This window comes from Yoonia litorea, from assembly GCF_900114675.1.
GTDB lineage: Bacteria > Pseudomonadota > Alphaproteobacteria > Rhodobacterales > Rhodobacteraceae > Yoonia > Yoonia litorea.
The window spans coordinates 1,739,639-1,764,478 of the sequence record NZ_FOZM01000001.1; the positions used below are offsets into that span (position 1 = coordinate 1,739,639).

The 24,840-nt window shown below is 56.9% G+C and carries 22 protein-coding genes and 2 tRNA genes; 20 read left to right on the forward strand and 4 right to left on the reverse strand.

Annotation, left to right across the window (positions count from 1 at the left end):
• Window positions 1–4: 4 nt before the first annotated feature.
• Window positions 5–1,387: a hypothetical protein gene (locus BM316_RS08920; RefSeq protein ID WP_242649800.1), complete on the forward strand. Its 1,383-nt coding sequence runs from the start codon at window positions 5–7 to the stop codon at window positions 1,385–1,387.
• 6 nt (window positions 1,388–1,393) lie between these two features.
• On the opposite strand, the gene BM316_RS08925 is transcribed toward BM316_RS08920, so the two are convergent.
• Window positions 1,394–1,468, reverse strand: a tRNA-Thr gene (locus tag BM316_RS08925).
• Between the two features lie 85 nt (window positions 1,469–1,553).
• On the opposite strand from BM316_RS08925, the gene BM316_RS16705 reads away from it, so the two are divergent.
• The 4 genes from BM316_RS16705 to BM316_RS08940 all read left to right on the forward strand — a co-directional run bounded on the left by BM316_RS16705 (window position 1,554) and on the right by BM316_RS08940 (window position 4,316).
• The gene (locus BM316_RS16705) at window positions 1,554–1,697 is read left to right on the forward strand and encodes a hypothetical protein (RefSeq protein WP_165606561.1); all 144 of its coding nucleotides are present in this window, start codon (window positions 1,554–1,556) and stop codon (window positions 1,695–1,697) included.
• A gap of 6 nt (window positions 1,698–1,703) precedes the next feature.
• Complete coding sequence (gene murA / locus BM316_RS08930; protein ID WP_090206643.1) at window positions 1,704–2,969, forward strand: UDP-N-acetylglucosamine 1-carboxyvinyltransferase; 1,266 nt, start codon at window positions 1,704–1,706, stop codon at window positions 2,967–2,969.
• The gene (locus tag BM316_RS08935) at window positions 2,966–3,445 is read left to right on the forward strand and encodes a DUF2948 family protein (RefSeq protein WP_090206646.1); all 480 of its coding nucleotides are present in this window, start codon (window positions 2,966–2,968) and stop codon (window positions 3,443–3,445) included. Before murA ends, BM316_RS08935 begins: the two co-directional genes overlap by 4 nt.
• Before the next feature lie 115 nt (window positions 3,446–3,560).
• Complete coding sequence (locus BM316_RS08940) at window positions 3,561–4,316, forward strand: helix-turn-helix transcriptional regulator (RefSeq protein WP_090206649.1); 756 nt, start codon at window positions 3,561–3,563, stop codon at window positions 4,314–4,316.
• Window positions 4,317–4,542: 226 nt separating this feature from the next.
• On the opposite strand, the gene BM316_RS08945 is transcribed toward BM316_RS08940, so the two are convergent.
• On the reverse strand, window positions 4,543–5,577 hold the full coding sequence (locus BM316_RS08945) for a sensor histidine kinase (RefSeq protein WP_090206652.1): 1,035 nt from the start codon (window positions 5,575–5,577) through the stop codon (window positions 4,543–4,545).
• A gap of 435 nt (window positions 5,578–6,012) precedes the next feature.
• Between BM316_RS08945 and hisD the strand changes: the two genes are divergently transcribed.
• The 13 genes from hisD to BM316_RS09015 all read left to right on the forward strand — a co-directional run bounded on the left by hisD (window position 6,013) and on the right by BM316_RS09015 (window position 14,512).
• Window positions 6,013–7,323 carry a histidinol dehydrogenase gene (gene hisD, locus BM316_RS08955; protein ID WP_090206658.1) on the forward strand — a complete coding sequence of 437 codons (1,311 nt, stop codon included), beginning with the start codon at window positions 6,013–6,015 and terminating at the stop codon, window positions 7,321–7,323.
• A complete protein-coding gene (locus BM316_RS08960; RefSeq protein WP_090206661.1) occupies window positions 7,320–7,799 on the forward strand; it encodes a UPF0262 family protein in 480 nt (159 codons plus the stop codon). The genes hisD and BM316_RS08960 overlap by 4 nt, the downstream gene beginning before the upstream one ends.
• Before the next feature lie 83 nt (window positions 7,800–7,882).
• Complete coding sequence (locus tag BM316_RS08965) at window positions 7,883–8,293, forward strand: arsenate-mycothiol transferase ArsC (RefSeq protein ID WP_242649801.1); 411 nt, start codon at window positions 7,883–7,885, stop codon at window positions 8,291–8,293.
• The gene (locus tag BM316_RS08970; RefSeq protein ID WP_090206668.1) at window positions 8,286–8,687 is read left to right on the forward strand and encodes a ketosteroid isomerase-related protein; all 402 of its coding nucleotides are present in this window, start codon (window positions 8,286–8,288) and stop codon (window positions 8,685–8,687) included. Before BM316_RS08965 ends, BM316_RS08970 begins: the two co-directional genes overlap by 8 nt.
• Window positions 8,684–9,271 carry a GNAT family N-acetyltransferase gene (locus tag BM316_RS08975; RefSeq protein WP_090206671.1) on the forward strand — a complete coding sequence of 196 codons (588 nt, stop codon included), beginning with the start codon at window positions 8,684–8,686 and terminating at the stop codon, window positions 9,269–9,271. Before BM316_RS08970 ends, BM316_RS08975 begins: the two co-directional genes overlap by 4 nt.
• On the forward strand, window positions 9,268–10,146 hold the full coding sequence (locus tag BM316_RS08980; RefSeq protein WP_090206674.1) for a carbon-nitrogen hydrolase family protein: 879 nt from the start codon (window positions 9,268–9,270) through the stop codon (window positions 10,144–10,146). The genes BM316_RS08975 and BM316_RS08980 overlap by 4 nt, the downstream gene beginning before the upstream one ends.
• A gap of 77 nt (window positions 10,147–10,223) precedes the next feature.
• Window positions 10,224–10,442, forward strand: a complete 219-nt coding sequence (gene infA / locus BM316_RS08985; RefSeq protein WP_007205486.1) for a translation initiation factor IF-1 — start codon at window positions 10,224–10,226, stop codon at window positions 10,440–10,442.
• A gap of 84 nt (window positions 10,443–10,526) precedes the next feature.
• Window positions 10,527–11,132, forward strand: a complete 606-nt coding sequence (locus tag BM316_RS08990; RefSeq protein ID WP_090207806.1) for a Maf family protein — start codon at window positions 10,527–10,529, stop codon at window positions 11,130–11,132.
• On the forward strand, window positions 11,129–12,163 hold the full coding sequence (locus tag BM316_RS08995; RefSeq protein WP_090206676.1) for a ribonuclease E/G: 1,035 nt from the start codon (window positions 11,129–11,131) through the stop codon (window positions 12,161–12,163). The genes BM316_RS08990 and BM316_RS08995 overlap by 4 nt, the downstream gene beginning before the upstream one ends.
• Window positions 12,164–12,349: a DNA gyrase inhibitor YacG gene (locus tag BM316_RS09000; protein ID WP_090206678.1), complete on the forward strand. Its 186-nt coding sequence runs from the start codon at window positions 12,164–12,166 to the stop codon at window positions 12,347–12,349.
• A gap of 158 nt (window positions 12,350–12,507) precedes the next feature.
• A tRNA-Phe gene (locus BM316_RS09005) sits at window positions 12,508–12,582 on the forward strand.
• Between the two features lie 422 nt (window positions 12,583–13,004).
• Window positions 13,005–13,340 carry a cupin domain-containing protein gene (locus BM316_RS09010; RefSeq protein ID WP_090207810.1) on the forward strand — a complete coding sequence of 112 codons (336 nt, stop codon included), beginning with the start codon at window positions 13,005–13,007 and terminating at the stop codon, window positions 13,338–13,340.
• Between the two features lie 476 nt (window positions 13,341–13,816).
• Window positions 13,817–14,512 carry a cyclic nucleotide-binding domain-containing protein gene (locus BM316_RS09015; RefSeq protein WP_131802558.1) on the forward strand — a complete coding sequence of 232 codons (696 nt, stop codon included), beginning with the start codon at window positions 13,817–13,819 and terminating at the stop codon, window positions 14,510–14,512.
• 321 nt (window positions 14,513–14,833) lie between these two features.
• On the opposite strand, the gene BM316_RS09020 is transcribed toward BM316_RS09015, so the two are convergent.
• Complete coding sequence (locus BM316_RS09020; protein WP_090206682.1) at window positions 14,834–15,466, reverse strand: Crp/Fnr family transcriptional regulator; 633 nt, start codon at window positions 15,464–15,466, stop codon at window positions 14,834–14,836.
• A gap of 136 nt (window positions 15,467–15,602) precedes the next feature.
• Window positions 15,603–18,731 (reverse strand): ATP-binding protein, encoded by a 3,129-nt coding sequence (locus BM316_RS09025; protein ID WP_131802559.1) that lies wholly within the window; start codon window positions 18,729–18,731, stop codon window positions 15,603–15,605.
• Between the two features lie 162 nt (window positions 18,732–18,893).
• Between BM316_RS09025 and BM316_RS09030 the strand changes: the two genes are divergently transcribed.
• Complete coding sequence (locus BM316_RS09030) at window positions 18,894–20,330, forward strand: hypothetical protein (protein ID WP_090206685.1); 1,437 nt, start codon at window positions 18,894–18,896, stop codon at window positions 20,328–20,330.
• Window positions 20,327–24,532, forward strand: coding sequence for a GMC family oxidoreductase N-terminal domain-containing protein (locus BM316_RS09035; protein WP_090206688.1), 4,206 nt, complete (start codon window positions 20,327–20,329; stop codon window positions 24,530–24,532). Before BM316_RS09030 ends, BM316_RS09035 begins: the two co-directional genes overlap by 4 nt.
• Window positions 24,533–24,840: the final 308 nt, after the last annotated feature.

Sequence of the window (24,840 nt, forward strand, 5' to 3'; positions counted from 1 at the left end):
CGCTATGATGCAATGCATCAAGACAATCACGGCGGCGGCCTGCTTTACTGCGGTCGCTGCTTCTGCCTTTGCGCAGGATACTGTCGATATCCCGATTGATCAGGCCGGGGCTGTGGCGACGCAGGCCCTGCTGGCGGGTGAAACTGCGGTTGCGGCCCAGATTGCCGAAGCGGTGCTGACGCAGCGCCCTGATGATCGCGCGGCACTTGTTGTCGTCGCCGCGGCGGCACCTCGTCTGAACAACCCTGAACGCGGGATTGAAACAGGGGCCCGCGCCTGGCGTCTGTCTGACACCCCTTTGCAACGCTATGAGGCTGCGCGTCTGACCGCGCTTGCCGCTGCGGAAGCGGAAAGGTTCACCACTGCAGCATTCTGGCTGAGGCTCGCGCTTTTGTCGGCACCCTATGACGCCGAACGTGCGCGGACAATCGCGGATGGCCGTCAGGTTTCGCAAAGAAACCCTTTACAGGTGCAACTGTCTTTTTCGCTTGCTCCGTCGACAAACGTGAACGGCGGTGCAGAGACCGATATCTCAAGCGCACCGGGCAACCCTGACGGCCGACTGTCAGACGATGCACTGGCCCTTGCCGGCTGGCGCGCCTCATTGGGGTTCGGCGCCAACTATCGCGTGCAGCAAAATGAAACGAGCCGCACAACGGTTGGATTTTCGCTGCAAGCCTCGCGCGTGCGTTTGACCGATGATACCTCGGTGCCTGATGAGGCGTTCGACACCAATTCGATTGAAGCGCGCTTGCGGCATGAACGCCTGTTTGCAGACGGGCTTTTGGGCATCAGCCTGTCGCGCGGTCAGTTCGACTACCGCGATCTGGATCTGGCAGCCGAGACAACCGACTTTGAGAAATACGACGCAACACGTTTGTTTGTTGACTACCGCTATCCGGTATCGGACAGGACGACGGTGGATGTTTTCGCCGGGCGCGAGTTGCTGCGCTATGACGCCACTGGCATCGGTGAGGTCAAGCGGACCATCCTTGGCTCATCCGTGAGCTATCGACTGGAGAGTGGCGACCGGATCAGCACCACATACCGCTTTGTCGGCAGCGACGGTGACAACGGCAATTATACGTCTGATGATCACAGCCTCAGCGTCTCTTACGGATTTGCCGAACCTTTCGGCGATGTGACTGTGGCCTTGGGCGGTGGGGTGCGCTGGGCGGATTATCCCGAATATCGCCTGCTGAACCCTGTGACAGGCGGGCGGCAGGACGAGACAGTCTTCGCCAACGTCAATCTTGGGTTCCCAGAGGCCAGTATCGCCGGTTTCATCCCCGGCATCCGCATCGATGCCAACCGCACCGACAGCAATGTCAGCCGGTTTGATCGCGAAAGCCTCGGCGCAAGTCTGACCATCACGTCATCGTTTTAGGGAAGATGGTGCTGTGAGAGAGGATTGAACTCTCGACCTCACCCTTACCAAGGGTGTGCTCTACCACTGAGCTACCACAGCACGTGAGGCGTGGAATTAGACGCAATCGCGGTTTGGTGCAAGCCCTCTCTGGACGGTTTTTGCCCAGATTGATAAGACCACCTGCATGAGCGAGAAAGACCCCAAGCAAAAGGCGAAAAAGCCATCGCAAAGCCGCGAAGACCGGCTGAAGGCGGCGCTCAAGGCCAATATGGCCAAACGCAAGGCACAGGCCCGTGCCCGCGCTGGGACAGCAGACAAGAAAGAGTAGGCAGGCATGGATTCGATCGTTGTCAAAGGTGGCAAACCCCTCAGCGGGCAAATCCCGATTGCGGGTGCAAAAAACGCGGCACTGACGCTGATGCCGGCGACGCTCTTGTCGGAAGAACCCCTGACGCTGACCAATGCGCCGCGCCTGTCAGATATCAAGACGATGACCGCCCTGTTGCAGTCGCTTGGTGTTGAAGTGACGGCGTTGCAGGATGGCAAGGTGCAGGTGCTGTCGTCCCATGCGATGACATCGACCCGGGCGGACTATGACATCGTGCGCAAGATGCGTGCCTCCAACCTTGTGCTGGGGCCGTTGCTGGCCCGCCATCACCACGCCGAGGTGTCATTGCCCGGCGGCTGCGCGATTGGTGCGCGGCCGATGGACATTCATGTCACAGCGCTTGAGGCGATGGGGGCTGAGATCGAACTGAAAGACGGCTATCTGCACGCAAAGGCGCAAGGTGGTCTCAAGGGCGCGAAGGTGCCATTGCGTTTTGCCTCGGTGGGTGCCACCGAAAACGTGTTGATGGCCGCCACGCTGGCCAAGGGCACAACGGTCATCGAAAACGCGGCCCGCGAGCCTGAAATCGTGGATCTGGCGACCTGCCTGCGCGCCATGGGTGCACAGATTGCCGGCGACGGAACCAGCACAATCGAGGTGCAGGGTGTGGATCGTCTGGGGGCCGCAACCCACCCGGTCGTGACCGATCGGATCGAGTTGGGGACCTATATGCTTGCCCCCGTTTTCGCAGGCGGCGAGATCGAATGCCTTGGCGGGCGCATTGATCTGGTGGGGGCCTTTGTCGAAAAGCTTGATGCTGCCGGAATCGATGTGTCCGAAACTGACGCGGGGTTGAAGGTCAAACTGCGCGGCGACCGTCCCAAGGCGGTCGATGTCGTGACCGAGGTCTTCCCCGGTTTCCCGACCGATTTGCAGGCGCAGATGATGGCGATGCTTTGCACTGCTGACGGCACATCGGTGCTGGAAGAGCGTATTTTCGAGAACCGCTTCATGCATGCGCCTGAGCTGATCCGCATGGGTGCCAATATCGACGTGCATGGCGGTGTGGCCACTGTGCACGGGGTCGAACGCCTCAAGGGCGCGCGCGTGATGGCAACCGATCTGCGGGCCTCGGTTTCGCTGATCCTTGCGGGGCTGGCAGCCGAAGGGGAGACGGTTGTCAGCCGGATTTATCACCTTGACCGCGGCTATGAGCATATCGAGGACAAACTCGGCGCGGTTGGTGCACAGATCGAACGGGTGTCGGAATGACGGAAGATGCACGCTTCGAGGATGGGCGCGAGGGGCCGTTGCGCCTCAAGGCACTGGATGGCGAGGATTTGCAGGTGCTTGCCGCCCTTGCCCAGGACGCGGTTTTTCCGGCGACGGAGATGCGCTGGGACCGCAAGGCGCGCCGGTTTGCAATTTTGTTGAACCGTTTCCGCTGGGAGGACGTCGCGCGCGCCAAGGCGCGGGGCCGCGCGGTAGAGCGGGTGCAGTCTGTACTGGCCATCGAGGATGTGATGCAGGTGCAGTCGCAAGGCGTGGACAAAAGCGATCCTGACATGGTCTATTCGCTACTGTCTGTGGCCTTTATCCCCGGAGAGGACGGCACTGGCCGTGTTGAACTCACCCTTGCCGGAGACGGCGTGATCGGCGTGGAGGTCGAGGCGCTTGAGGTGATCCTACGGGACGTCACGCGGCCTTATGCGGCACCCTCTGGCAAGGTGCCAGGGCACAAGGACTAGGCGCGAAAACCTGTTTCTCGCGACAGCCAACAAGTCACTTGCGTTTCCATGATTTTCTGGCTGGAATATCAAACTGCCCTACGTCATCCTTGGCCGAAGGCGGAAGGTTGACCACGTGAACGGAAACACACGCTACGCGAACTTGCTGATTGATGTCGCCGACGCACTTGCGAGTGGTCAAACCAGCGAGGATGCTTGGTGGACCGCCAACCGGATTGCCAGGCAACTGGGCGCGAATGCTTTGAATGCAGGTGCTTTCAGTGTTGCGGGCCAAAACATCCAGTGGATGCGAAGCACAATGGATCCGCTGTGGCTCGAAGAATATGCTGATCAGGCGATGTTTGAAGTCGATAGCGTGCTTGCGTCAGCGATGGCGGGACGGGCACCTGCACACTTCGACGTTCAATTGCAGGACAGGCACCGCGACGGGGAACCGCGCAGCGGGGCGCTGTTTTCGGGCATGATGACCTATGACTACCGGTTCATCATCGCGCACAGCTGGTTTCACGATGATACTGGGGTATGCCTTGCCCTGAGTTGCAAGGACGATCCACAGGACATGTTCGGACTGGGGACCGCGCGCGCTTTCTCAGTTGTATCTGCAATGATGGCCGAACGGATCACCGCGCCCGGCGCAGAGGTTTTTGAGGCATGGGCCTACAGTTCCAACTGGCAAATGCTCAATGTAGCAGAGCGTGATATATTGGCTTTCATGGCGAACGGCATGACGGTCTCGGAGGTGGCTGACGAGGTGTTGCTCACCGAGTTCGAAACCCACAGATTGATCCATCAGGCCAGACTCAAGATGAAGGCAAAAACCACCGAACAGGCACTTGCTTTGGCGATACAGCGCGGCCTTGTCACTCTTTGAGGTCGCGCCCGCGCGGCTTGAGGGGAGACGGGCCGCCTTTCTCCAATCGCGATGCAGACTTGCCATTGCCCCCTGCCCGCTATGTCCCTCCCCTTTAAGGCGTGACCATCAATGCCGCAGTTCCTCGCAACCACTGATCCAGATTTCGAGGCCCGTTTCGCTACCCTTTTGGCCGCAAAGCGCGAAGATAGCCGTGACGTCGCACGATCGGGCCCGCGCGCTGCGGCTAGAGCGTTGCCCGCGCGTTCGGCACTTCGAGTGTGACGATGGTGCCGACAGCCCCCCGTCCGACGTTGAGGCTTGCATTCAAACCCGCACAAAGCCCGCTGATAATCTGTCCGCCGAGCCCACCTTCGTCAGGCCACTCCGTGCCTTCGGGAATTCCGATCCCATCGTCAGAGACGATTGCGCGCAGGCCGCCGTCATCCGTCTGTCTGACAATCAATTCGACCAGACCGGAGCTTTGACCATCAAAGGCGTGCTGCATTGCGTTGGTGAGCACCTCTGAAACGATAAGTCCGATCCGAACAGCGTTATCAGTCTGCATCATAATCGGTTCGACATCGATGTTGACCCGCACCCCAGGCCGACCGTCGAGGTGGGCAATCGCGTTGCCAACCCGTCCGAGATAAGACCCAAGCTGGATCTGATCTTCATTTTTTTCAGCGCCCGCGGCTGACATTTCTTCGTAGAGCAGTTGTAGACTTTCGATCCGACGCCCGATGTCTTTCAGGTCCTCACCTTCGGACATTTTTCGCGACTTGATCCTGATCAGGCCAAGTATCATCGCCAGATGGTTTTTTACGCGGTGCTGGATTTCAGCAATCGTGTCCTCGAGCGCCAGAACGACTTTACCCTGATCGCCTGCAGCCACTTCGCTTTGCAGCCCCACAAAATATTCCGGCTCGCCTGTCTCTTCGTCCAAAATAGGCGAAATCAAGAGCGCATTTCTGAATTCTTCGCCGTTGGCGCGCTCATTGGTCAAAACCATACTGATGTCTTTGCCGGCAGAGACTGCTTTGCGCAATGCATCGACGTCTTTCTTCCTCGCCCCCTCACCTTGCAAGAACCGGCAGTTCCGACCGAGGGCCATTGCGGCTTTATATCCTGTGAGATCCTCGAAGGCGCTATTCACATATATGATTGGATTATCTTCGAGACGCGGATTTGTAATGACCATTGCAAGGCCGGATGCACCAAAGAGCGAAATTGCATCTGAATGACTCATATCGCCGGGTGCGAATTCAGACTTACGGTCCATTAAAAGATTTCCTCATGTTGAGAGCGGCACCCAAAAACTGCCGGAAAACCCAAAAACAATCCCATTATGATCGAGAAATGACCTGTGACAAGCAAAAGAAAAGCCTGACGTAAGGTAGGCCGCGAAAGGGTTCTTGACGGGGGCTGACTTCACGCGGTTGACGCTATTTTCGGTGAAAGCTTTACTTTCTTCCGCTTGCAACCAATCCTGTCATCGTGGCGGCGCGGCGGTTTCGTTTGCTCTTTGCAGTCAAGGATGATGGCAGGCCATTTCATGCTGCATGACTGCTTGGCAAACTGATTGCTGTTGCACCGGACGTAGTGCTCCTCCTCGCAGTTGATCTTGCCCGGTCGTGGCATGGCGACAACATCACCTGCCCCATTGCCCCCCTTCCCCCTGCCCGCTATGTCCCTCCCCATTAAGGAGTGACCAACAATGCCGCAGTTCCTCGCCACCACTGATCCTGATTTCGAGGCCCGTTTCGTTGCCCTTTTGGGCGCAAAGCGCGAAGATAGCCCTGACGTCGATCATATCGTGGCAGAGATTATTGCCGATGTGCGCAACCGTGGTGATGCGGCCGTTCTTGAGCTGACGTCGAAATTTGATCGCCTCGACCTGACTGCCGCCACCATGCGCTTCTCTGAAGCTGAGATTGCAGCTGAATGCGCCAAGGTGTCTGACGCGGATCGTGCCGCGCTCGAACTGGCCGCGGATCGTATCCGCGCCTATCACGCGCGCCAGATGCCCGACGATGCAATGTGGACCGATGAGACCGGCGCGCAGCTCGGCTGGCGCTGGACGCCTGTTTCGGCCGCGGGCCTTTATGTGCCTGGTGGCCTGGCGTCTTATCCGTCCTCGGTTTTGATGAATGCCATCCCTGCGAAGGTGGCAGGCGTCGGACGGCTCGCCATTGTCGTGCCGACGCCAGATGGGGTGACGAACCCGCTGGTGCTGCTTGCCGCAAAGATTGCAGGTGTTGACGAAATCTACCGCATCGGTGGGGCGCAGGCTGTTGCGGCCCTCGCCTACGGGACTGAGACCATCGCCCCTGTCGATAAGATCACCGGCCCAGGCAATGCCTTTGTGGCTGCCGCCAAGCGCCGTGTCTTCGGCAAGGTCGGGATCGATATGATTGCGGGTCCGTCCGAGATCCTCGTGATTGCGGACAAGGACAATGATCCTGACTGGATCGCGCTTGATCTGCTGTCTCAGGCTGAACACGACGAAAGTGCGCAGTCGATCCTGATCACGGATGATGCAGCCTTCGGACAGGCGGTGGCAGACGCGGTGGATGCGCGCCTTGAGACGCTAGAACGCCGGGCGATTGCCGGGGCCAGTTGGCGCGATTTCGGTGCGGTGATTACCGTGCGCGATTTTGATGAGGCTGTCGCCCTGTCTGACCGCATCGCGCCTGAGCACCTTGAGCTTTGCACAGGCGACGCCGAGGCCTTGTCAGAGAGGATCACCCATGCGGGGGCGATCTTTATCGGGGGTTGGACACCCGAAGCCATCGGTGACTACATTGGCGGGCCGAACCATGTGCTGCCGACGGCGCGGTCGGCGCGGTTTTCGAGCGGGCTGTCTGTCATGGATTTCATCAAACGCACCACATTGTCGCGCATGACGCCGGAGGCGCTGGCCGCAATTGGTCCTGCTGCAGCACGTCTTGCCCAGTCCGAAAGCCTTGAGGCGCATGGCCTGTCTGTCCTTGCGCGTCTGGACCGTCTGAACGGAGGTCAGTCATGACCAAGATCATTCACATCGAAATCGACGACCGCAATCTGCCGCCACCGACACCCGAGATCGAGCAGGAACGCAAAGTGGCGATGTTTGATCTGCTGGAAGACAACAGTTTCACTATTCCCGCCCGCGACGGGCGCGAGGTGCCGGCGGGGCCTTACAAACTGGGGCTTGCGATCAAGGAAAAGCGCCTCGTCTTTGACATCAAGCAAGAAGACGACAACCCCGCTGGCGAGTTTCACCTGTCGCTTGGTCCATTCCGCCAGGTGGTGAAGGATTATTTCCAGATCTGCGAAAGCTATTTCGACGCGGTCAAGAAATTGCCTCCGAGCCAGATCGAGACGATCGACATGGCCCGTCGTGGCATTCACAACGAAGGTGCGCGGGTCTTGCAGGAACGGCTAGAAGGCAAAGCCGACGTCGATACCGATACCGCCCGCCGCCTCTTTACCCTTATCTGCGTCCTGCATTTCGGGGGCTGACGTTGTCGGAGGGGGAGAAAACATACGAGGATCTGCCGCAGTCGGTTCTCTTTTGTTGTGACCATAATTCGGTCAGGTCCCCCATGGCCGAAGGCATCATGAAAAAGCTCTATGGCACGCAGTGCTATATCCAGTCGGTCGGGGTGAAGAACGACCTTGAGATCGACGGCTTTTCCGTGGCCGTCTGTCAGGAGCTTGGCGTGGAGCTGTCGCGTCACCGCAGCCGCAGCTTTGATGAGATGGAGGATTGGGGCGATGACCTGTCGTCCTTTGACCTCGTGCTGGCGCTATCACCGGCGAGCCAGCGTCGGGCGCTGGATCTGACGCGGTTTTACCATCTGGATGTGGAATACTGGCCGATCCTTGATCCGACCGGACTGGGCGACAGCCGTGAGGCCCGTCTGGCGTCATATCGGCAGGCCCGCGACCAGATCAGGGACAGACTGATTGCGCGGTGGGGGCCGGGCATTGAGGAGGAGGACGAGCATGCATGATGCAAGAGAGGTGCTGCGCGCCTATTTCGCGGCTTTCAACGCAGGCGACACCGAGGGGATGCTGGCGCTTTTGACAGATGATGTCGCCCACCACGTCAACGAAGGGCAAGTGCGGATCGGCAAGGACGCCTTTGGTGTGTTCTGCGCGCATATGCAGAAATGCTATGACGAGACCCTGACGGAGCTTGTCCTGTTTTCGGCAGAGGACGGCACGCGGGCTGCGGCTGAGTTCATGGTCAACGGCACCTATCTGCAAACGGATGCAGGACTGCCGGAGGCGCGTGGACAGACCTATCGCCTGCCCGGGGCCTCGATGATGAGCCTGCGCGACGGCAAGATTGCCCGCGTCACCACCTATTACAATCTGGCTGACTGGTTGCGTCAGGTCTCATGACGGTCGATGTGCGTCCGTTGGCTGGTGCGGACATTTCGCGTCATCTTGATGATGTGGCGCGTCTGCGCATGACAGTCTTTCGCGACTGGCCCTATCTTTATCAAGGCACCTTTGATTACGAGCATCGCTACTTGCAAAGTTACCGCGACAGTGCTGGCGCGATCCTTGTGGGTGCGTTTGATGGCGACCATCTGGTGGGGGCCGCGACCGGCACCCCGATGGAAGATCATGCCGATGATTTTGCAAAGCCTTTCGCGGCGATCTCGCAGCCGCTGACGGATATCTTTTACTGTGCAGAGTCCGTACTCTTGCCTGATTACCGCGGACGCGGGATCGGACATGCCTTCTTTGACGTCCGCGAGGATCACGCCCGCGCACTTGGCCGGAAGGTCAGCGCCTTTTGCGCGGTCGTTCGCCCTATAGATCATCCCTCCCGCCCAGCGGATTATGCCCCACTCGATCCCTTCTGGCGCAAGCGCGGTTATACGCCAATAGACGGGGTGGTCGCCTCGTTTGACTGGCGCGATGTGGGTGATGATCGCGAAACTACCAAGCCGATGCAGTTCTGGAGCAAAATCTTATGAAGATCGCGACCTGCGCTTATCAACCTCAGTGGCATCCCGACCGAGAGAGCCTACAAGCCAAGCTGGAGGCCCGCGTGGCAGATGCGGCACGGGACGGAGCGGAGATCATTGTCTTTCCGGAATATGCCGGGGTCGAGGCGGGACTGATCGGGCCGTCGCAAGACAATTCTCCGACGGGCTGGGTCGCATCTCTGATGCCTCACTATGACTGGTGGACCGAATTGCACAGCAATCTGGCCCAGAAATATGGGCTGCATATCCTTGCTGGCAGCTTGCCCCGCCACGCAGGGCGCAAAGCCACCAACGCGGCTTCTTTTTGTGCGCCAACTGGCAAGGTGGTCATTCAGGACAAGATGATCCTGACCCCCTATGAACGCCGAGAAATGAAACTGGCGGCGGGTGACGATTTGAAGCTGATTGACACGCCGCTTGGGAAGATCGGGATTCTGATCTGCTATGACAGCGAGTTTCCCTTGCTGGCCCGCACTCTTGTTGCCGCAGGCGCTGAAGTAATCCTCGTTCCATCCTGCACCGAAGCGCCTGCCGGCCAGACGCGCGTGCGCCAGTCCTGCCGCGCGCGGGCCATCGAAGGTCAATGTCTTGTGGTGCAAGCGCCATTGGCAGGCATTGTCTCCGATTGCGAGATTATCGACGTCAGCACCGGGCGCGCCGGGATTTTTTGCCCGCCAGACATCGGCCTGCCGCCTGACGGGATCATCGCCCAAGGTCTGACGGATGACACCGCATGGGTCATTGCTGATGTTGATCTTGCGCCAATCAGCGCCGTCCGCACAACAGGCCATGTAGGCAATTTCAGTCATTGGGAAGAGCAGGACAGCCGTCTCAATCATATCACAACGGTCAGTTTGCGCTGATTAGCCCTTGAAAAATACCCATTTCGAGCGCATTTAAGCGCCGTCCACGATGGGTGGATGAAACTATAGGAGATCACATGGCCAAGGAAGAACTGCTCGAATTCCCAGGTGTCGTGAAAGAACTTCTGCCAAACGCGACGTTTCGGGTCGAGCTGGAAAACGGCCATGAGATTATCGCGCATACGGCAGGCAAGATGCGCAAGAACCGCATCCGCGTTCTGGCAGGCGACAAAGTGCAGGTTGAAATGACGCCTTATGACCTGACCAAGGGTCGTATCAACTACCGCTTCAAATAGGCCGAAACGCATGTTTCGGCCCGCGCAGGTGAGCGATTGCCGTCTGCAATTCTGGCTGCGCCCGGTGGCATCCTGGATACTGACATGACCACCCTGCCCCCTGACACTTCATTGAAACTTGTCCTCGGCTCCGGCTCGCCGCGCCGGTTGGAGCTGTTGGCCCAGCTTGGGCTGACCCCATCGGACATCCGGCCCCCGGACATTGATGAGGATGCGCTCAAGGGTGAGCTGCCCCGCGACTACGTCAAACGCATCGCTGCCGAAAAAGCAGCCGCTGTCAGTGCTGCAGCAGATGAGGTCGTGCTGTGCGCAGATACCACCGTCGCGCTCGGCCGCCGCATCATGGGCAAACCTGCAGATTCGGATGAGGCTGCAGCCTTCCTGCGCGCCATGTCGGGTCGCCGTCATAAAGTGATCACGGCTTTGGCGGTCAAACGCGGGGCCGACATCTGGACAAAAGACGTGCAAAGCACTGTTGCTATGAAACGCCTGTCTGATGCCGAAATTGCCGCTTATATCGCAAGCGGCGACTGGCAGGGCAAAGCAGGCGGTTATGCCATTCAGGGGTCCGCAGGCGCGTTTATCCCCTGGATCAACGGATCTTATACAGCAATTGTCGGGCTGCCCCTGACCGAGACGGCGGGGCTGCTGACTGCAGCCGGACTGGTGATCTACGGAGAGACCGCATGAAGGGTCGCATGATCATTCTCGATCATATCGGAGAGGTCGAGGCCGCTGCTTTGATGGTGGATGGCAAGCTCGACGATATCCTGATCGACGCATCTGATGCGCCGCGCCCCGGTGCGATCTTCCGCGCGATCTGCGACCGTCCGATCAAAGGGCAAGGCGGGATGATGCTGCGCCTGCCCGATGGCGAGACTGCATTCCTCAGACAGGGTAAAGGCCTTCGCCCCGGTCAGCCGCTGCTGGTGCAGGTCACAGGCTATGCCGAAGGTGGCAAGGCCGTGCCAGTGACAGACCGTGTGCTGTTCAAGAGCCGCTATGCAATCGTGACGCCCGGCAAGCCCGGGATCAATGTCTCGCGCCAGATCGGTGACGATGACAAGCGCGATGCGATCCTCGCCATTGCGCATGATGTTTACGACGGCGCGCACGGGCTGATCTTGCGCTCGTCCTGCGAAACCGGCGCGGCTGAGGATATTGCCGAAGACATCGCCGCGATGGCGGCACTCGCAGATGCGGTGCTTGGGGATGCCGAAGGCAAAAACGCTGAGGCTCTGACCGAAGGTGACGGTCCGCACGCGCTGGCCTGGCGCGAATGGACGCGGCCCGCGCAGGTCGTGACAGAGGCAGGATCATTTGCCGATCTGGGTGTGCTTGATCAACTTGTCATGCTTGAAGATCCACATGTGCCGTTGGCCGAGGGCAATATGTATGTTGAACCCACACGCGCACTGGTGGCGGTCGATGTGAACACCGGCAACGACACCTCGCCCGCCGCAGCACTGAAAGCCAATCTGGCGGCGGCCCGTGCTCTGCCCCGCGCCTTGCGGCTGCGCGGTTTGGCCGGGCAGGTCAGCGTCGATTTCGTCTCGATGTCCAAAGCACACCGTAAACAGGTCGAACAATCCCTGCGCGCCGCTTTCAAGGCCGATCCGATCGAGACTTCGCTTGTCGGCTGGACCCCGATGGGTCTCTTTGAATTGCAGCGCAAACGCGAGCGCGCGCCGCTGCCGACCGCTTTGTTGAGGAACCTCTAGATGCCCTGCCCGATCTGTGACCGGCCGACCGTCAAAGACTACCGTCCGTTCTGTTCAAAGCGCTGTGCTGACAGGGATTTGGGCAAATGGTTGAGCGGCTCTTACGCGATCCCTGTTGAGACGCCCGAGGACGAGGAAGAGTTGGACGAAGCTCTTCAGGAAGCTCTTCGTCAAAAGCCGCACTGATGCAATATCGGCGGCGTTCGGTTGCAGCAAAATCCTATGTTCGCTTGGCTGAGACCTGAGCACTCAGAAAGCATTGATTTTCGCACAAATCCCTCTGGACACCCCCCAGCCTCGCGTCTACAACGCCGCTACCCAACGCGAGGGTTCGCGTTTCCCGTGCCCGGGTAGCTCAGGGGTAGAGCAGTGGATTGAAAATCCTCGTGTCGGTGGTTCGATTCCGCCCCCGGGCACCACTTTTTAAAGCAAAATCAATATTTTACACATCGCACAGTTTTCACTTCTTGCGTTACACACTCATCGCACAGTTTTGTGGTGCGTTGATACAGGGATTTGCGGGCTGAAGAAGCTGTGTCGAACACAGTGTTTGGAATCAATGTGTTGGCCAGAGCAAACCCATCACAGTTATTGTCCCACAGTAACTTCAACACAGTAGCTGAACTTACTCTTGGAACACATCAACTCAGCACCGTCTCCGACCACACCAACTCCAAACAAGCCAGAGCCACGCTCTAAACAGAAAGCAGACCTTCGCGCTTTGTTCGGCGAGCGGCAGCTAGGGGCCTAAACTGTGCGCAACTTGTAAAAACCAAGCCGGTCTGACACGGTTGATCTACAACGCATCATGATTGATCAAGGCACGCGAAAGGAAAGCAGAATGCCGTATCCAGATTTTATAACAGCATTTCCGAGTATTGACATTCCCTTCCCCGATGATGTCGTGCAGACAGCGGTGGTGCGGTCAGACAATGGTCTGGTGGCCTTCTTCACCTTCCTCAAGGATATGGAACTTCCCCCACATTCTCATGGTGCGCAGTGGGGCACTGTCGTCGAAGGGCAAATCGAGTTTACTATCGGTGGGGAGACGAAGATTTACAGAGCCGGTGACAGTTACTCAATTCCGGCAGGCGTTGAACATGGGGCTTTGATCAAGTCCGGAACGCGCGTCATAGACGTCTTCGAAGAAGCTGATCGATACTCAATCAAGCAGTAGCGTGCGTCCCTCCGTAGACGGACCAATGCCTCTGCCAAACGTTAGCCGACTCCTTCCCCGACTATGCGTATTGTTTGGTCCGTCCGCGGCACTGCTGGGGTCGCCTTTCATGGCATAAGGCGCACAAAAATTGTGGCCCCCGGATCTACGAATTTCCTCCCTTGATCGGAGGTCCTCCATACCGCTCGGCCACACAGTTCCCATCGACAACGCACGAGGAAGATAACCATTTCAGCGACCCAGCATCTTCATTTCAGGGTCTGCGGCGAGTGAGGGACGGTTCAGATTCATATTCGGTCAAGCATGCGCAACCAGCGTACTTGCAGAACGAGCTTTCACTGAAGCGGCTTTGCTTTGTCGATTTCAGGGGCTCCGTGCAACGCCTTAGTTCGCGCATCAGTTTATTTCTGCGGCTTGCGACCGTCCGGAACGCTGGATAGTGTCTGAGGGCAGTGCTTGGGCTAGATGAAATCGGAATGACGACAGCAGATGTCTTGGTGCTGCTTGCCGCAGGCATGTTTGTCCTCGGCTACCTGCTTATCAATCAGGTCTATCTGCGTCTCATGCTGTTGATCGGGACGATACTCTATATCTGGTACTATGCTGTTGTTGATGATGCGCCGCTCTGGTCTGCGATCTTCGCAAGTGCGGCTACCGGCACTGCCAATCTTGTCGGACTGCTGAACCTCCTTTATCGAAGTTCGCGGTTTGCGATTCCCAGAAAATATCGCGACATTTATAGCCGGTTTTCGGTTTTGCCTCCGGGTGATTTTCGCAATCTGATGGCGCTGGCAAAACGCGTCAGGCGCCCTGCCGGGCATCTCCTGACGACCAAAGGGCAACGCCCCGAAAACCTATATTTCATCATTGAAGGTCAGATAGAGTTGGAAAAATTTGGCAAAAAGTTCCACCTGCCTGACGGCATATTCGTGGGAGAAGTCGCCTATCTGAAGAACACCGGGGCATCAGCGACAGTCGTGCTGCACAGGGAGAGTGAGGTTCTGGAATGGGATACTATTGCCTTGCGGAAAAAGTGCAGACGGCATCCTCGCTTCCGCCTTGCGCTAGATGCGCTGCTGTCACTCGATCTGGTCGAAAAAGTAGCGCGCGCAGGACCACCAGATGACGTATCTCAGGCGTCTGTTGCCGGCTCCACATCTATGCGGGATTGAGCAACCAGCAAGTGATCTTGTCATTGCTGCTGATCGCACAAAGAGCTTTGATGGGCGGTCTCATTTCCTGCAATCAATAGCTGCCGGCCATCAAATTTCCATAGCGCTGGGGACAAGTGACGAGCAGAGACGGTTTCTTCGCGCCAAGCGCGGCTGGTTTTCAGGTAGGATCGCTTGCTGCCAGGGTCATTCATCAGGATGCAATGGCTTTAGGTTGGAGCTGCGCAAAGACTGAATGGTGTTACAATCACAAGCGCGCCATCCAGCAGGTTCAAAGCTGCGAAGCTCCAATTCACTCCCGCCACATGGCGCCTGCCCTCTTTATTCTGCTTTGACGACGAAGCCTTCATAGGCAGCGCGACGTGCGGGATCCGACGTAATTAGGCGTGATGCGATCAATGCAATGACGTAATGACCGAATTCGGGATGCTGACGATAGAGACCCATAAAGGTCTTGCCGTCGACTGCAGCAATGGTGCAGTCGCTGGCGCAGACAGCAGATGTCGTGCGTTCCGCTGCGTTGGTAAAATAGGCCATCTCACCAAACAAGCTTGGGCCCTCAAGGCGCACGTTGACCTCAGGCAGGCTGATTGCACCAGTTTCAAGCAGGTAAACCTTGTCCGGCTTATCCCCTTGGCTGAAAATTGTATCGCCTTTCTTATAGGCCTTTGTCTTCAGGAAAGGCGTCAGAACATCAAGAGGCTGCTTGCCGGAACGCACCTCCTTCATGCGTCTCATCCCGCGCTGAATCTCGTAGAGCCGAAATGCATTCAACGGGAAAAGGCCGAGATGCAAAACAAGCATGGGATAAACCGGGACCAAGGCTCCGTATGTCATAAAAGCGAGATTGGCAGCCAATGCGATAATCCGCAGAGGAAGCATATTTCGCATTGAATATGCCGTGAATGTCAACAGCGTGCCGAGCCAGCCTGCGATTTCGACATATGCCATCATTTATTCCTCTAGGACGCAGGAATTTCCGAGCGGTGGATGTCAGTTTGACGTACCAGTCGCGCCTCTACAGGTCCGCGACGTTGGTCAACTGTTACCGATCCGCATTTTGTCTGCCGCTCCCGCCTAATCAAAAGGGTCATAACTTTGCCAGAAGTTCGCGTGTCTGCGTTTCATGAAACTTCGCCCCACACCGACTGAAAATTTCGACTGCCCTTTGCAGCCTTTCCCGCGCTTGCGGCTTGCGCCGTTCAGCTTTGTCTATGAGGCCTTGAAAGACCAACAATCGCGCGAATTGAAAACCGTCCGTGTACCCCATCTTTTGATCCAGGTGCGAAATGATCTCTTTCACCATCGCGATCGCGCCGAAGCGTAGCCGCATTCCAAACACCAAATTAGACAAGGACATGCGCGGCGGCTTCACAGTCGGCGGTAAAAGGCCACGGATCGTCAACAACAACTCTGCCTTCTTGAGCCAGTACTGAGCCAAAAGACCGCGATCGAGACCATTTTCCATGACAACTTCGAGCTTTTCCAGCCGGTGCCATCCCTCGCGTAGCCGCCCCGACAAAATGTGGAGGCCGGCTGAATACCAACCAAGAAGAACAGCCACGGCAAACTCCGATGAGTTCATTAGGCTTTCGTAAGTTGCTTCCAACTCTTCATTGGTCGTTTCTGGCGCCCCTATCGCGATTTTTGTCCCCCGCAAGAACACATTTGCGGTGAAATGATCCAAGGTGCCAGGTATCGAATATTTCAGGCTTTCCTGACAATCGGACATTGTATCGTCGTGATGCTCCAGCATGGCGTGGACCGAAGCGCGGGTCCAATAGCCATAGGCATAGGCGTGCCTGTCGTCATGGCTTTCGCCGTATTGCAGCATCTCGTTGGCCGTTGCCATGGCCTTGGGGACATTACCTGTGCGCCTAAAGCATGAAGTCATGACGTAGAGCCGCTCAAGGGCCAGATGTGGGTCTTTCCCCGAGTTTGCGTAACTTTCGGTTTCGGCAAAAAGCTGCTGAATTTCAGCAAAATCACCAAGAAAACTTTCGTTCAGTAAGTGCATCTTGGCGATCTTTGCGCGTGCCGCGCTATCATCATCGCCAATCTCGTCCGCGATTTTCAGGGCAGCCTCGGCCGTTTCGAGTGCATCGTCCCATTGCAACAATTCGCTTTGTGCTTTCGCTTTCAGGGTCAGTAGATGCGACAGTGCAGCCTTATCCGATTGTTCTTGCAGGGCAGCCAGAAATTGCTCCGAGACATCAATCACCGTTTCGTACTTGCCGGAAATGTCCAGAACCTTGCAATAACTTACAATAAAGTCGGCAAGTATATGATCAGGAACACGAAAGCTGCTTTCCGCGATCATCTCTCTGATCCGCTCAAAAACCGCCCATGCTTCGTCCAGAGCATAAACGCGCCAGTGCGATCTTGCGACTGTCAGGTAGAAGCCAATTGCTTCTTCCGGCTTGCCTGCAAGATCAAGGTGGCGAGCAAGCGCGGGGGCAAGATCGTCGCGCCTTGCAACTTGAGTAGACTGGATAACGTTGGCGGCGTCAGCATGAAACGCCGGTAGATCCATATCGGGAATGCTCGCGACGATTGCGTCCCTGATAAGGACATGCGCGAAACGCCAGTGGAGCGTTCCAGGCGCCCTTTCGACCAACCCGTTTTCGATGGCCCCCTCAGCTATTTGGTCTGCTTTTTCATCAGTGCCCGCAAACCAGACCAAATGGTCCCGACGGATCAGACGACCGACTACTGCCAATTGCTTTAACAGGTGTTTATCTTCCGGCGAAAGCCTGTCGAAACGCGTGAAAATCAGATTCTGAATTGAGCCGATAGAGGTTTCACTCAGCGTCCCTGCCCCACTTTCTTTGTGAGCGGTCTTAAGGTGGCGCATGATCTCCTCGGCAAAAAGAGGATTACCTTCGCAGCGACGGGTCAGAAGCTGGATTATCGCTTCATCATTCGCGAGATCCGGTAAGGCCGACCGTACCAACTGGGTAACCTCTCCACTGGAAAGCGGTTCGAGGGAGATGGCCGCTTGCGCGGGTGCATCCAAATCATCGGTAGTGCGACTGGTAACAAGAAGCCGGGACCCAGCCGGAGCGCGCTGCAACGCCTGCGTCAAAACTTGACGGCTGATTGCGTCAAGCCAATGGGTGTCCTCAATCACCAGTCGCAAGTCCGGGCGCGCCAACAATGAGACCAGGATTGTTACAAGCTGTTCGCGCAGGGCGTCGGCAGAATAACCGTCCGTATTATTGTTGTGCGACGCGACACCCATCAGCAAATCCACCAACGCATCGCGCGGTGTCGCGCCGGACACGAGGTTTTGCCGAATCCATTCGGTCAGTTGATCGCGATTCTTCGCAGTCGTTTGCCCGGCCGCATCCCTGATCAAGGATACGACAGGTCGCAGCACGGCCGATTGATCTTCGCTTGCGGTATAGGCGAAAACGACTGACGGCCCGCCTTCAAGTTGATCAGCGACGTGGCGGACAAGGCGCGATTTCCCCATACCGGCGGGCCCAGAGACACACATCAACGTTGCTGTAGGTGCGTCATCAAGCAACCACTCCCGCAATGCTGCAACCTGATTATCACGGCCAACGAAAGCCGTCTTTGAACGCGCCATGCGCCCGCCAAGCGACGTCTGATCCTTGACCAAGGCCCCAACGCTAAAGAGCTGATTTTTTCCTTCAAATCCCTTGAGCGAGACTTGTTGCGCGAAATCGGTCGCCACAAAGCCTTCAAGTTCGGCCCTGACAGCTTCTGAACACAGAATCTGACCGGGGGCAGCAGCTGCTTGAATGCGGGCCGTCAGATTAACAGCGCTGCCAAGAGCATTCAGGCTTTCTTCTCCTGTAATGCCCATCTGCGCGACAAGCACTTCCCCGCCAGCCAATCCGATACGGATCTGAGGCTCAACACCATGACTCTTCAGGTATGCCGGCGCCGCCTCGCGCACCAGCGCCATGGCAGCCTGCGCGGCGCGGGCCGCTTGAATGGACGACTGTTCCATAGCGACTGGCGCACCAAATATCGCGAAGGTATTGTCACCTGCAAAGCTGATATTACGCCCGCCGTATTCCGTCACCACCGATGCAATCCGCGTCAGCAGATCCTTCACCAGCATGAACGTCTTTTCAGGCCCGAGTTTCTCGGTCAACTCAGTTGAGCCGACAATATCGGCCATAAACGTCGTCACCCAACGCTTCTCACCTGTAACGCTCTGGTTCAACGCTTCACTCTCAATAATCAATTGCTCCTGACTTTTGCGACGCAAGCCTATGACGAGACGTGGTTATTCCGCATCACAGCGGCCATCTTGACTGATATAAACTCCAAAGTTGCCCTAAGGGAAGCTTCTGACTAAGGTCAACCGTGAGTTTAGGATGGACCATTGCCTCATTATACGATTGTAGTGTCTGACTTTCATGCAGGTGCAAGCAATAGCCTGATCACGGAGTTGGCTGAAGACTACTCACCACGCACGGGTGAGATCAGCGAAACGGCAGCTACTTTCGCAGTTGCATTGAATCAGACACTGGCCAACTTCCCAGAAGGATCACGTTTCGATCTCATACTTCTTGGCGACATGCTGGATTTTTCACTTGCCCGCCCTGATGTCAGCAGCAACGTGTTGGCCTGTTTTCTGGACAAACTCGACTTTGTGAAGAAAGCAGATCGTGCCGTTTATGTGCCGGGCAACCACGACCATGCACTCTGGACCGCCGAAAGGTTCGGTGCGCTTGCCGGACACGGCACGGATCCCGGTACCGCCGAATTCTGGAGCCACATCACCCCGATGGCGGGAAGCGAGGCATACCTCGGGCATAGCACCATCATGGGTGCCGTCCTTGCTCAGGCCGGGTTTGGGGGACAGGCGCTGACCGCATACCCCAACTATGTGATGGGACGCTCTTCGAAGTCAGGCACGGAAAAGATGATTGCGTTTCATCACGGCCATTTCATCGAGGACGCCTACAGGGCGATGACAAACCTGCTGGAGGCATTGACCGGTGAACCAGCACCGCCATTGACCGTCGAACTCCTTGAGGGACAAAACGGCGCGTGGATTGATTTTGCTTGGTCCACTTTGGGCGACTTGGGCGCAATCGGGACAGACGGTGCTTTAGCACAAAGGTTCCTTGAGACAGGTGGCGCCGCGCATGCGTTTCAGTCCTATCTTGCCAGGCTGATGGCGCAAGCCGTCAGAACGCGTTTGCCAATCCCGTCATTTGATTTGATGGACAAGGCAATTGATTACGGTGCGGCCGGCCTTGTTGATTACACCGTCGGCGCATTTTCACAGCTTGAGCGTTTTTCTTATCAGGAAGTCCTGTCGCGGGCGTCCATTGAAGGGTTGAAGGACTACATCGGCGGTCCGCTCAGGCAACAAATGATTGATGATTTTGGTGAGGAGGCGCTGCCGAGGGAGTTAAGCTTTGTCTTCGGTCACACACACAAACCTTTCGCAGACCAGATTGTCGTGGATGCGTTCAAGCGCCCAGTGACGGTTTACAATAGCGGCGGGTGGGTTATGGACACCGTCCTGCGACACACGGTTGAAGGTGCCAGCATCGTGGTCATTGACGACGACCTACATACGGCGGCGCTTCAACTCTACCGTTTGACGGGCTCAACGGTCGCACCGCCCGAAGTTCAGTCAGCCGACCCCATACCGGATGCTGACAATCCCATGTATTCCACGCTGGATACGGCGCGCGCTGGTGCACAAGCCGCTTGGGCAAAATTCACAGAGTCCGTTGATCGTACGCTGGCACAGCGGCAGGACATGTATCTGGCCAATGGCCGTACCGCGGAATTGAAACTTCAAAGACAGGGCAAACTGCCATGAGCGTCACGATGGACCGGATTTCGCACGCTTTTGGCAAGGTGCTGAAAGATCCACCGAAAGGGTGGGATCTGGACGACATCCAGGACGCTATCGTCATCGGTTCGGGCTATGGCGGTGCAATTTCGGCATCACGGCTTGTGGAAATGGGGCTGACTCCGATGTTGCTGGAACGCGGTCGCGAGATCCTGCCAGGCGAATATCCGACAAATCTTGAAGAGGCGCGTCGGGAAACACAGCTGACACTGCGCCAACGCGGCAGGATAACCACAAACAACGGTCTGATGGATGTGCGCGTGAACGATGACATGCATGTTGTCGTCGGTTGCGGACTTGGAGGGACTTCGCTTTTGAATGCGAATGTTGCTTTGAGGGCGGACCCGGCTGTTTTTCAACAGACAGATGCGGATGGGCAGCTCCTCTGGCCCAGAAAGTTCAGCAAGGGCGATTTTCTGGGCGAAGCATACGATGAAGCCGAAAAAGGGCTGGGCACAACAAAAATTCCCAAAGATGTCACTTTGCCCAAGATGGAGGCCCTGAACGTTGCCGCAAAGGCGCTTGGCCGCAAGCTCAAGCGTGCACCGATCAACGTCACATTCGAAGAGGGCGCAAACTTCTTCGGGAACTATCAGGCCGCTTGTACGATGTGCGGCGACTGCTGTTCAGGCTGCAACTTCGGAGCCAAGAACACCACGCTGATGAACTACCTACCCCACGCCCAAGCAAACGGAGCACGCATCGTCACAGAGGCGGTGGTCCATTGGGTTTCGGTGGATGACGGACTTTGGACCGTGCATGTTGCACCTTGGGGAGATGACCACATCACGGAAATTCGGACAAAGCTGCTTGTCATTGCGGCGGGCACGCTTGGGTCGACCGAGTTGTTGCAGCGCTCTGCCCTAAAGGGGCTACCGCTTTCCGCCGCAAACCTTGGACGCGGCTTTTCTGGTAACGGCGACATTCTGGGTTTTGGTTTTGATGCCAACTACACCCATAAAACCGGCACCAACGCAAAAGCGAAACCGATCTATTCGGTCGGTGCCGGCGCCCACCAGAAAGACCTGATTGGCAGCGGCGGGAATGGTGATCTGGCGAAGTTCAAGCCAGGGCCCTGTATCACCGGATACATCGAGATTGATCAGGGCGACCCCATCAATGGCCTTGTGATTGAGGATGGCGTCGCACCCGGCCCGCTTTCAACGGTCTATCCGCCCCTTTTCTTCCTGCAGGATGCGACCACCGCCGACCTTATGGCCTTCCCCGACGCGGCGAGGCGTCTTCCAAGCCTGGCTGAACTCGGGACAGGTGTGCAAAATCACCTAGGCGCGGATGCGCTGACCTATGAAGGCGCGGTTTCACAGACGCAGTCCTATCTTGTGATGTCACACGACGACGGCAGTGGGTGGCTGCGTCACGACACTGACCTCGATATCGTCTATGTTGACTGGCCGGGCGTAGGACAGCGGTTTCCCTATCCACGCGACAACGAAATTCTAGAGAAGGCAGCTTCTGCAATCTGGGGCAACTACCTGTCAAATCCGGTCTGGTCAGGGCAGTTCGGCTGGAATCTGGTGACAGTCCATCCTGTCGGGGGATGCCGGATGGCTGACTCGGCCGCGGACGGTGTGGTTGATGGGGAGTGCCGTCTTTACAATGGCACCAAGGATCACGTCTACGAAAATGCCTTGGTTTGTGACGGGTCGGTGATCCCGACCTCGCTGGGCTTAAACCCGCTGCTGACGATTTCAGCCGTCACGATACAGGCCATGGACGCATTGAAGGAACGTCGTGGCTTTGGCGAAAAACGCGACCTCAAATACGCGGAAAGCTCTTATCCTGCCTCAGGTGCACCGTCGAAACCCGAAGATGATCCGTTCGCTGCGATGATCGCACAACTGATTTCGGCAAAAGCGGCAATCGAACGTGCCATCATAGGAATGGGTGTTGATCCCGAAAAAGTGCGTGAGTTCATTAAGACACAGGCCAACGCCTTTATCGACAGCTCAAACATGAACTTGTGGCAAAAAGGGATGGCCGAGACTGCCATTGACGGCGCGATTCAAAACGCCGACCTGGTAAAAGATGTCCCCGGCGCCTGTCGCACTCTGCTGGACTACATCCAGTCGCTGCTTGACGCGCTTGGGACAGAAGGAAGCGCAAGCGACCAGACCCGCGCCACACGGGCGCTTGAGGCACTGCGGAAAATCATCGGCAACGTCTCGGCCGGTGCTTCATTTGACGAACAAATGCGGGGCTCGGTGGCGCCGGTCATCCACAAGAATCAGACAATCGGTGACCGCTATGCCGTAGGTCGACGGCAGGGTGAGGCAGATGGCACCTGGATCGAGGCACAGCTTCACGTCGCGACACCCAATGCGGCGGATATGATCGATGATAAGAACAAGCAGTTTGCGGCAAAGCTTTCGGGTAAAATCGCCATTACCGGCGATGCGCCAATTGCCGGGACCCACAAAGTTGCCAATGGCACATTTAACTTGCTCAAGAACGACGCAAAAGCCGTTGAGTTGTGGGAAATGGACTATCAGTGCGACCTGACCGACACGCTGAAATTTGAAGGCCGGAAAACACTGCAAAAGCGCCCCGGCAGCCACTGGTGGACGGATCTGACCCATTTGTTCACAACGATCACGGATACTTCACAGAATCCACCCGTCGTTTACGAGGGACGTATCGACCTGAACCTTCAGGACTTTCTGACCGAACCGGGCAGTGTAGAGACACCGTTCAAAGCAGACCCCAATGAAGGCGCCCAAGAACTTGGCATGCAGTTAGCAGACGCGCTGAGCAGTCATGATTTCAGCAAACTGGTCGCAGACCAGAAATGGCTCAGTGGGCTTTTCCACTACGTCTTGGCCAACTATGGCAATGGTCCCGACGGGAAACCTCTGGCCGCGGTTTCGGCTTTGGGCCTAATGACTGCGATGCCGCTGGCACAACGAATCCCGATGCAGGTCTTCCGGACCTACGGCGGCCTTGCTGCGTATCTCAACAACTTCCCCGCGATCGACCAGCCGAGCGAACCCAACGATGCGTTTCCCTCTGCGGTCGATGGCAAGATCATCTTCGAAGGCATCATCGGCGAAGTCATCACTGAAGAGGCAGAGCCGCATTATCCAATCCGTCTGACCCGTTTCAAAGGCGGAGACTACGGTCCTGTCATCATCTCTTCGGGGCTTGGTGTGCGCGCGCTGAGCTTTGGGCTCAAGACGAACGAAAGCTCGATCCTGAAGGAATTGATTAAAGCGCGCTATGATGTCTGGGTCTTTGATCATCGATCGAGTCCTGCCAATCAGCTCCCCAAGAAGCCAGACTATGCCGTAGATAATATTGCGCTCTATGACTGGCCCTGGGCGATTGATACGGTGACAACCAAGACCGGCAAACCAACCGTCCAGATCATGGCGCATTGCCTTGGGGCACTGACAGTGATGATGTCACTTGCGGCGAAGCCCACATCCAAAGTGCGCCAGTTGGTCATCAATCAGTTTAGCCTCCACCCGGTCACCAACTGGTTCAATCAGCTCAAGGCTGACACCAACATGGCCGAGCTGATCCATGACGGCCTTCCGGAAACCTGGCGGATGGTGCTTGACTCAATCACCAACAATCCCGAGCTTGGCACGCTTTTAGCACCCCACCCGACCTTTGACCTGTCCACGCAGCCACCTGACTTGTCCGGGGGAAATACCACGGACATGACGATAGATGCTCTGCTTTATGGGATCCCTTTCCCGGACGACAATCCCTGTCTCAGCCCAACATGCCACCGTGTTTTTGGCGTCTTTGGTCCAGTCTGGCTGCACAAGAACCTCAATGAGGCAACACATAACGTTCTAGGTCTGACTTGCGGCACTGTTGCGACCTACCAGTTTGAACAGTTAGGTCTGATCATGAAGCTGGGACGCGCCGTGGATAAGGACGGGAATGACACATACCTCCGCTCTGCCAAGGGTCTGGACATGCCAATTCACTTCATGGCGGGGTCCGACAACCAGCTTGTGATGCCTGAAACCACGCTGCGCACACAAAGGTGGCTACAACAGGCCTTGCCCCATAGTGCCCACAAATTCACGCGCGAGGTCTTTGGGGGATATGGGCACCTTGATTGCTTCTTCGGACAAAACGCACATCAAGATATCTATGGTGCGATCCTTGGCGCGTTGGAGCAATTTAAGGACGGGTGATCTGACCTTCCATGGCCTTTGATGGCCTCCCCTCGCATATTCACCGTGCGGTAGCGAAGACATCCATGTAGGGCACTTGTTTTTGATATCCCTGCCGAGGATATGTTCAACACGGTCGCACCAGAGGTTAGCGAAGATGGCGCCTTGAGCTTCTGTCTTCAATACGCAGGGTCGCCTGAGAAGCATAAGTGTTGGTCGCACCGTCATTCGGCAACGTGCGCTGCTCCAAAAAGACTGTTTGCGGTGAGAACGATCCATGGAATCCGCTGGCTCTTAGAAGATCACTGCACGCGCTGACACCAGAAGCA

Coding starts and splice junctions, on each gene's coding strand:
- BM316_RS08920 (WP_242649800.1), top strand. CDS start 5: ATGATGCAATGCATCAAGACAATCACGGCGGCGGCCTGCTTTACTGCG.
- BM316_RS16705 (WP_165606561.1), top strand. CDS start 1,554: ATGAGCGAGAAAGACCCCAAGCAAAAGGCGAAAAAGCCATCGCAAAGC.
- murA (WP_090206643.1), top strand. CDS start 1,704: ATGGATTCGATCGTTGTCAAAGGTGGCAAACCCCTCAGCGGGCAAATC.
- BM316_RS08935 (WP_090206646.1), top strand. CDS start 2,966: ATGACGGAAGATGCACGCTTCGAGGATGGGCGCGAGGGGCCGTTGCGC.
- BM316_RS08945 (WP_090206652.1), bottom strand. CDS start 5,577: ATGGACCGTAAGTCTGAATTCGCACCCGGCGATATGAGTCATTCAGAT.
- hisD (WP_090206658.1), top strand. CDS start 6,013: ATGCCGCAGTTCCTCGCCACCACTGATCCTGATTTCGAGGCCCGTTTC.
- BM316_RS08960 (WP_090206661.1), top strand. CDS start 7,320: ATGACCAAGATCATTCACATCGAAATCGACGACCGCAATCTGCCGCCA.
- BM316_RS08965 (WP_242649801.1), top strand. CDS start 7,883: ATGGCCGAAGGCATCATGAAAAAGCTCTATGGCACGCAGTGCTATATC.
- BM316_RS08970 (WP_090206668.1), top strand. CDS start 8,286: ATGCATGATGCAAGAGAGGTGCTGCGCGCCTATTTCGCGGCTTTCAAC.
- BM316_RS08975 (WP_090206671.1), top strand. CDS start 8,684: ATGACGGTCGATGTGCGTCCGTTGGCTGGTGCGGACATTTCGCGTCAT.
- BM316_RS08980 (WP_090206674.1), top strand. CDS start 9,268: ATGAAGATCGCGACCTGCGCTTATCAACCTCAGTGGCATCCCGACCGA.
- infA (WP_007205486.1), top strand. CDS start 10,224: ATGGCCAAGGAAGAACTGCTCGAATTCCCAGGTGTCGTGAAAGAACTT.
- BM316_RS08990 (WP_090207806.1), top strand. CDS start 10,527: ATGACCACCCTGCCCCCTGACACTTCATTGAAACTTGTCCTCGGCTCC.
- BM316_RS08995 (WP_090206676.1), top strand. CDS start 11,129: ATGAAGGGTCGCATGATCATTCTCGATCATATCGGAGAGGTCGAGGCC.
- BM316_RS09000 (WP_090206678.1), top strand. CDS start 12,164: ATGCCCTGCCCGATCTGTGACCGGCCGACCGTCAAAGACTACCGTCCG.
- BM316_RS09010 (WP_090207810.1), top strand. CDS start 13,005: ATGCCGTATCCAGATTTTATAACAGCATTTCCGAGTATTGACATTCCC.
- BM316_RS09015 (WP_131802558.1), top strand. CDS start 13,817: ATGACGACAGCAGATGTCTTGGTGCTGCTTGCCGCAGGCATGTTTGTC.
- BM316_RS09020 (WP_090206682.1), bottom strand. CDS start 15,466: ATGATGGCATATGTCGAAATCGCAGGCTGGCTCGGCACGCTGTTGACA.
- BM316_RS09035 (WP_090206688.1), top strand. CDS start 20,327: ATGAGCGTCACGATGGACCGGATTTCGCACGCTTTTGGCAAGGTGCTG.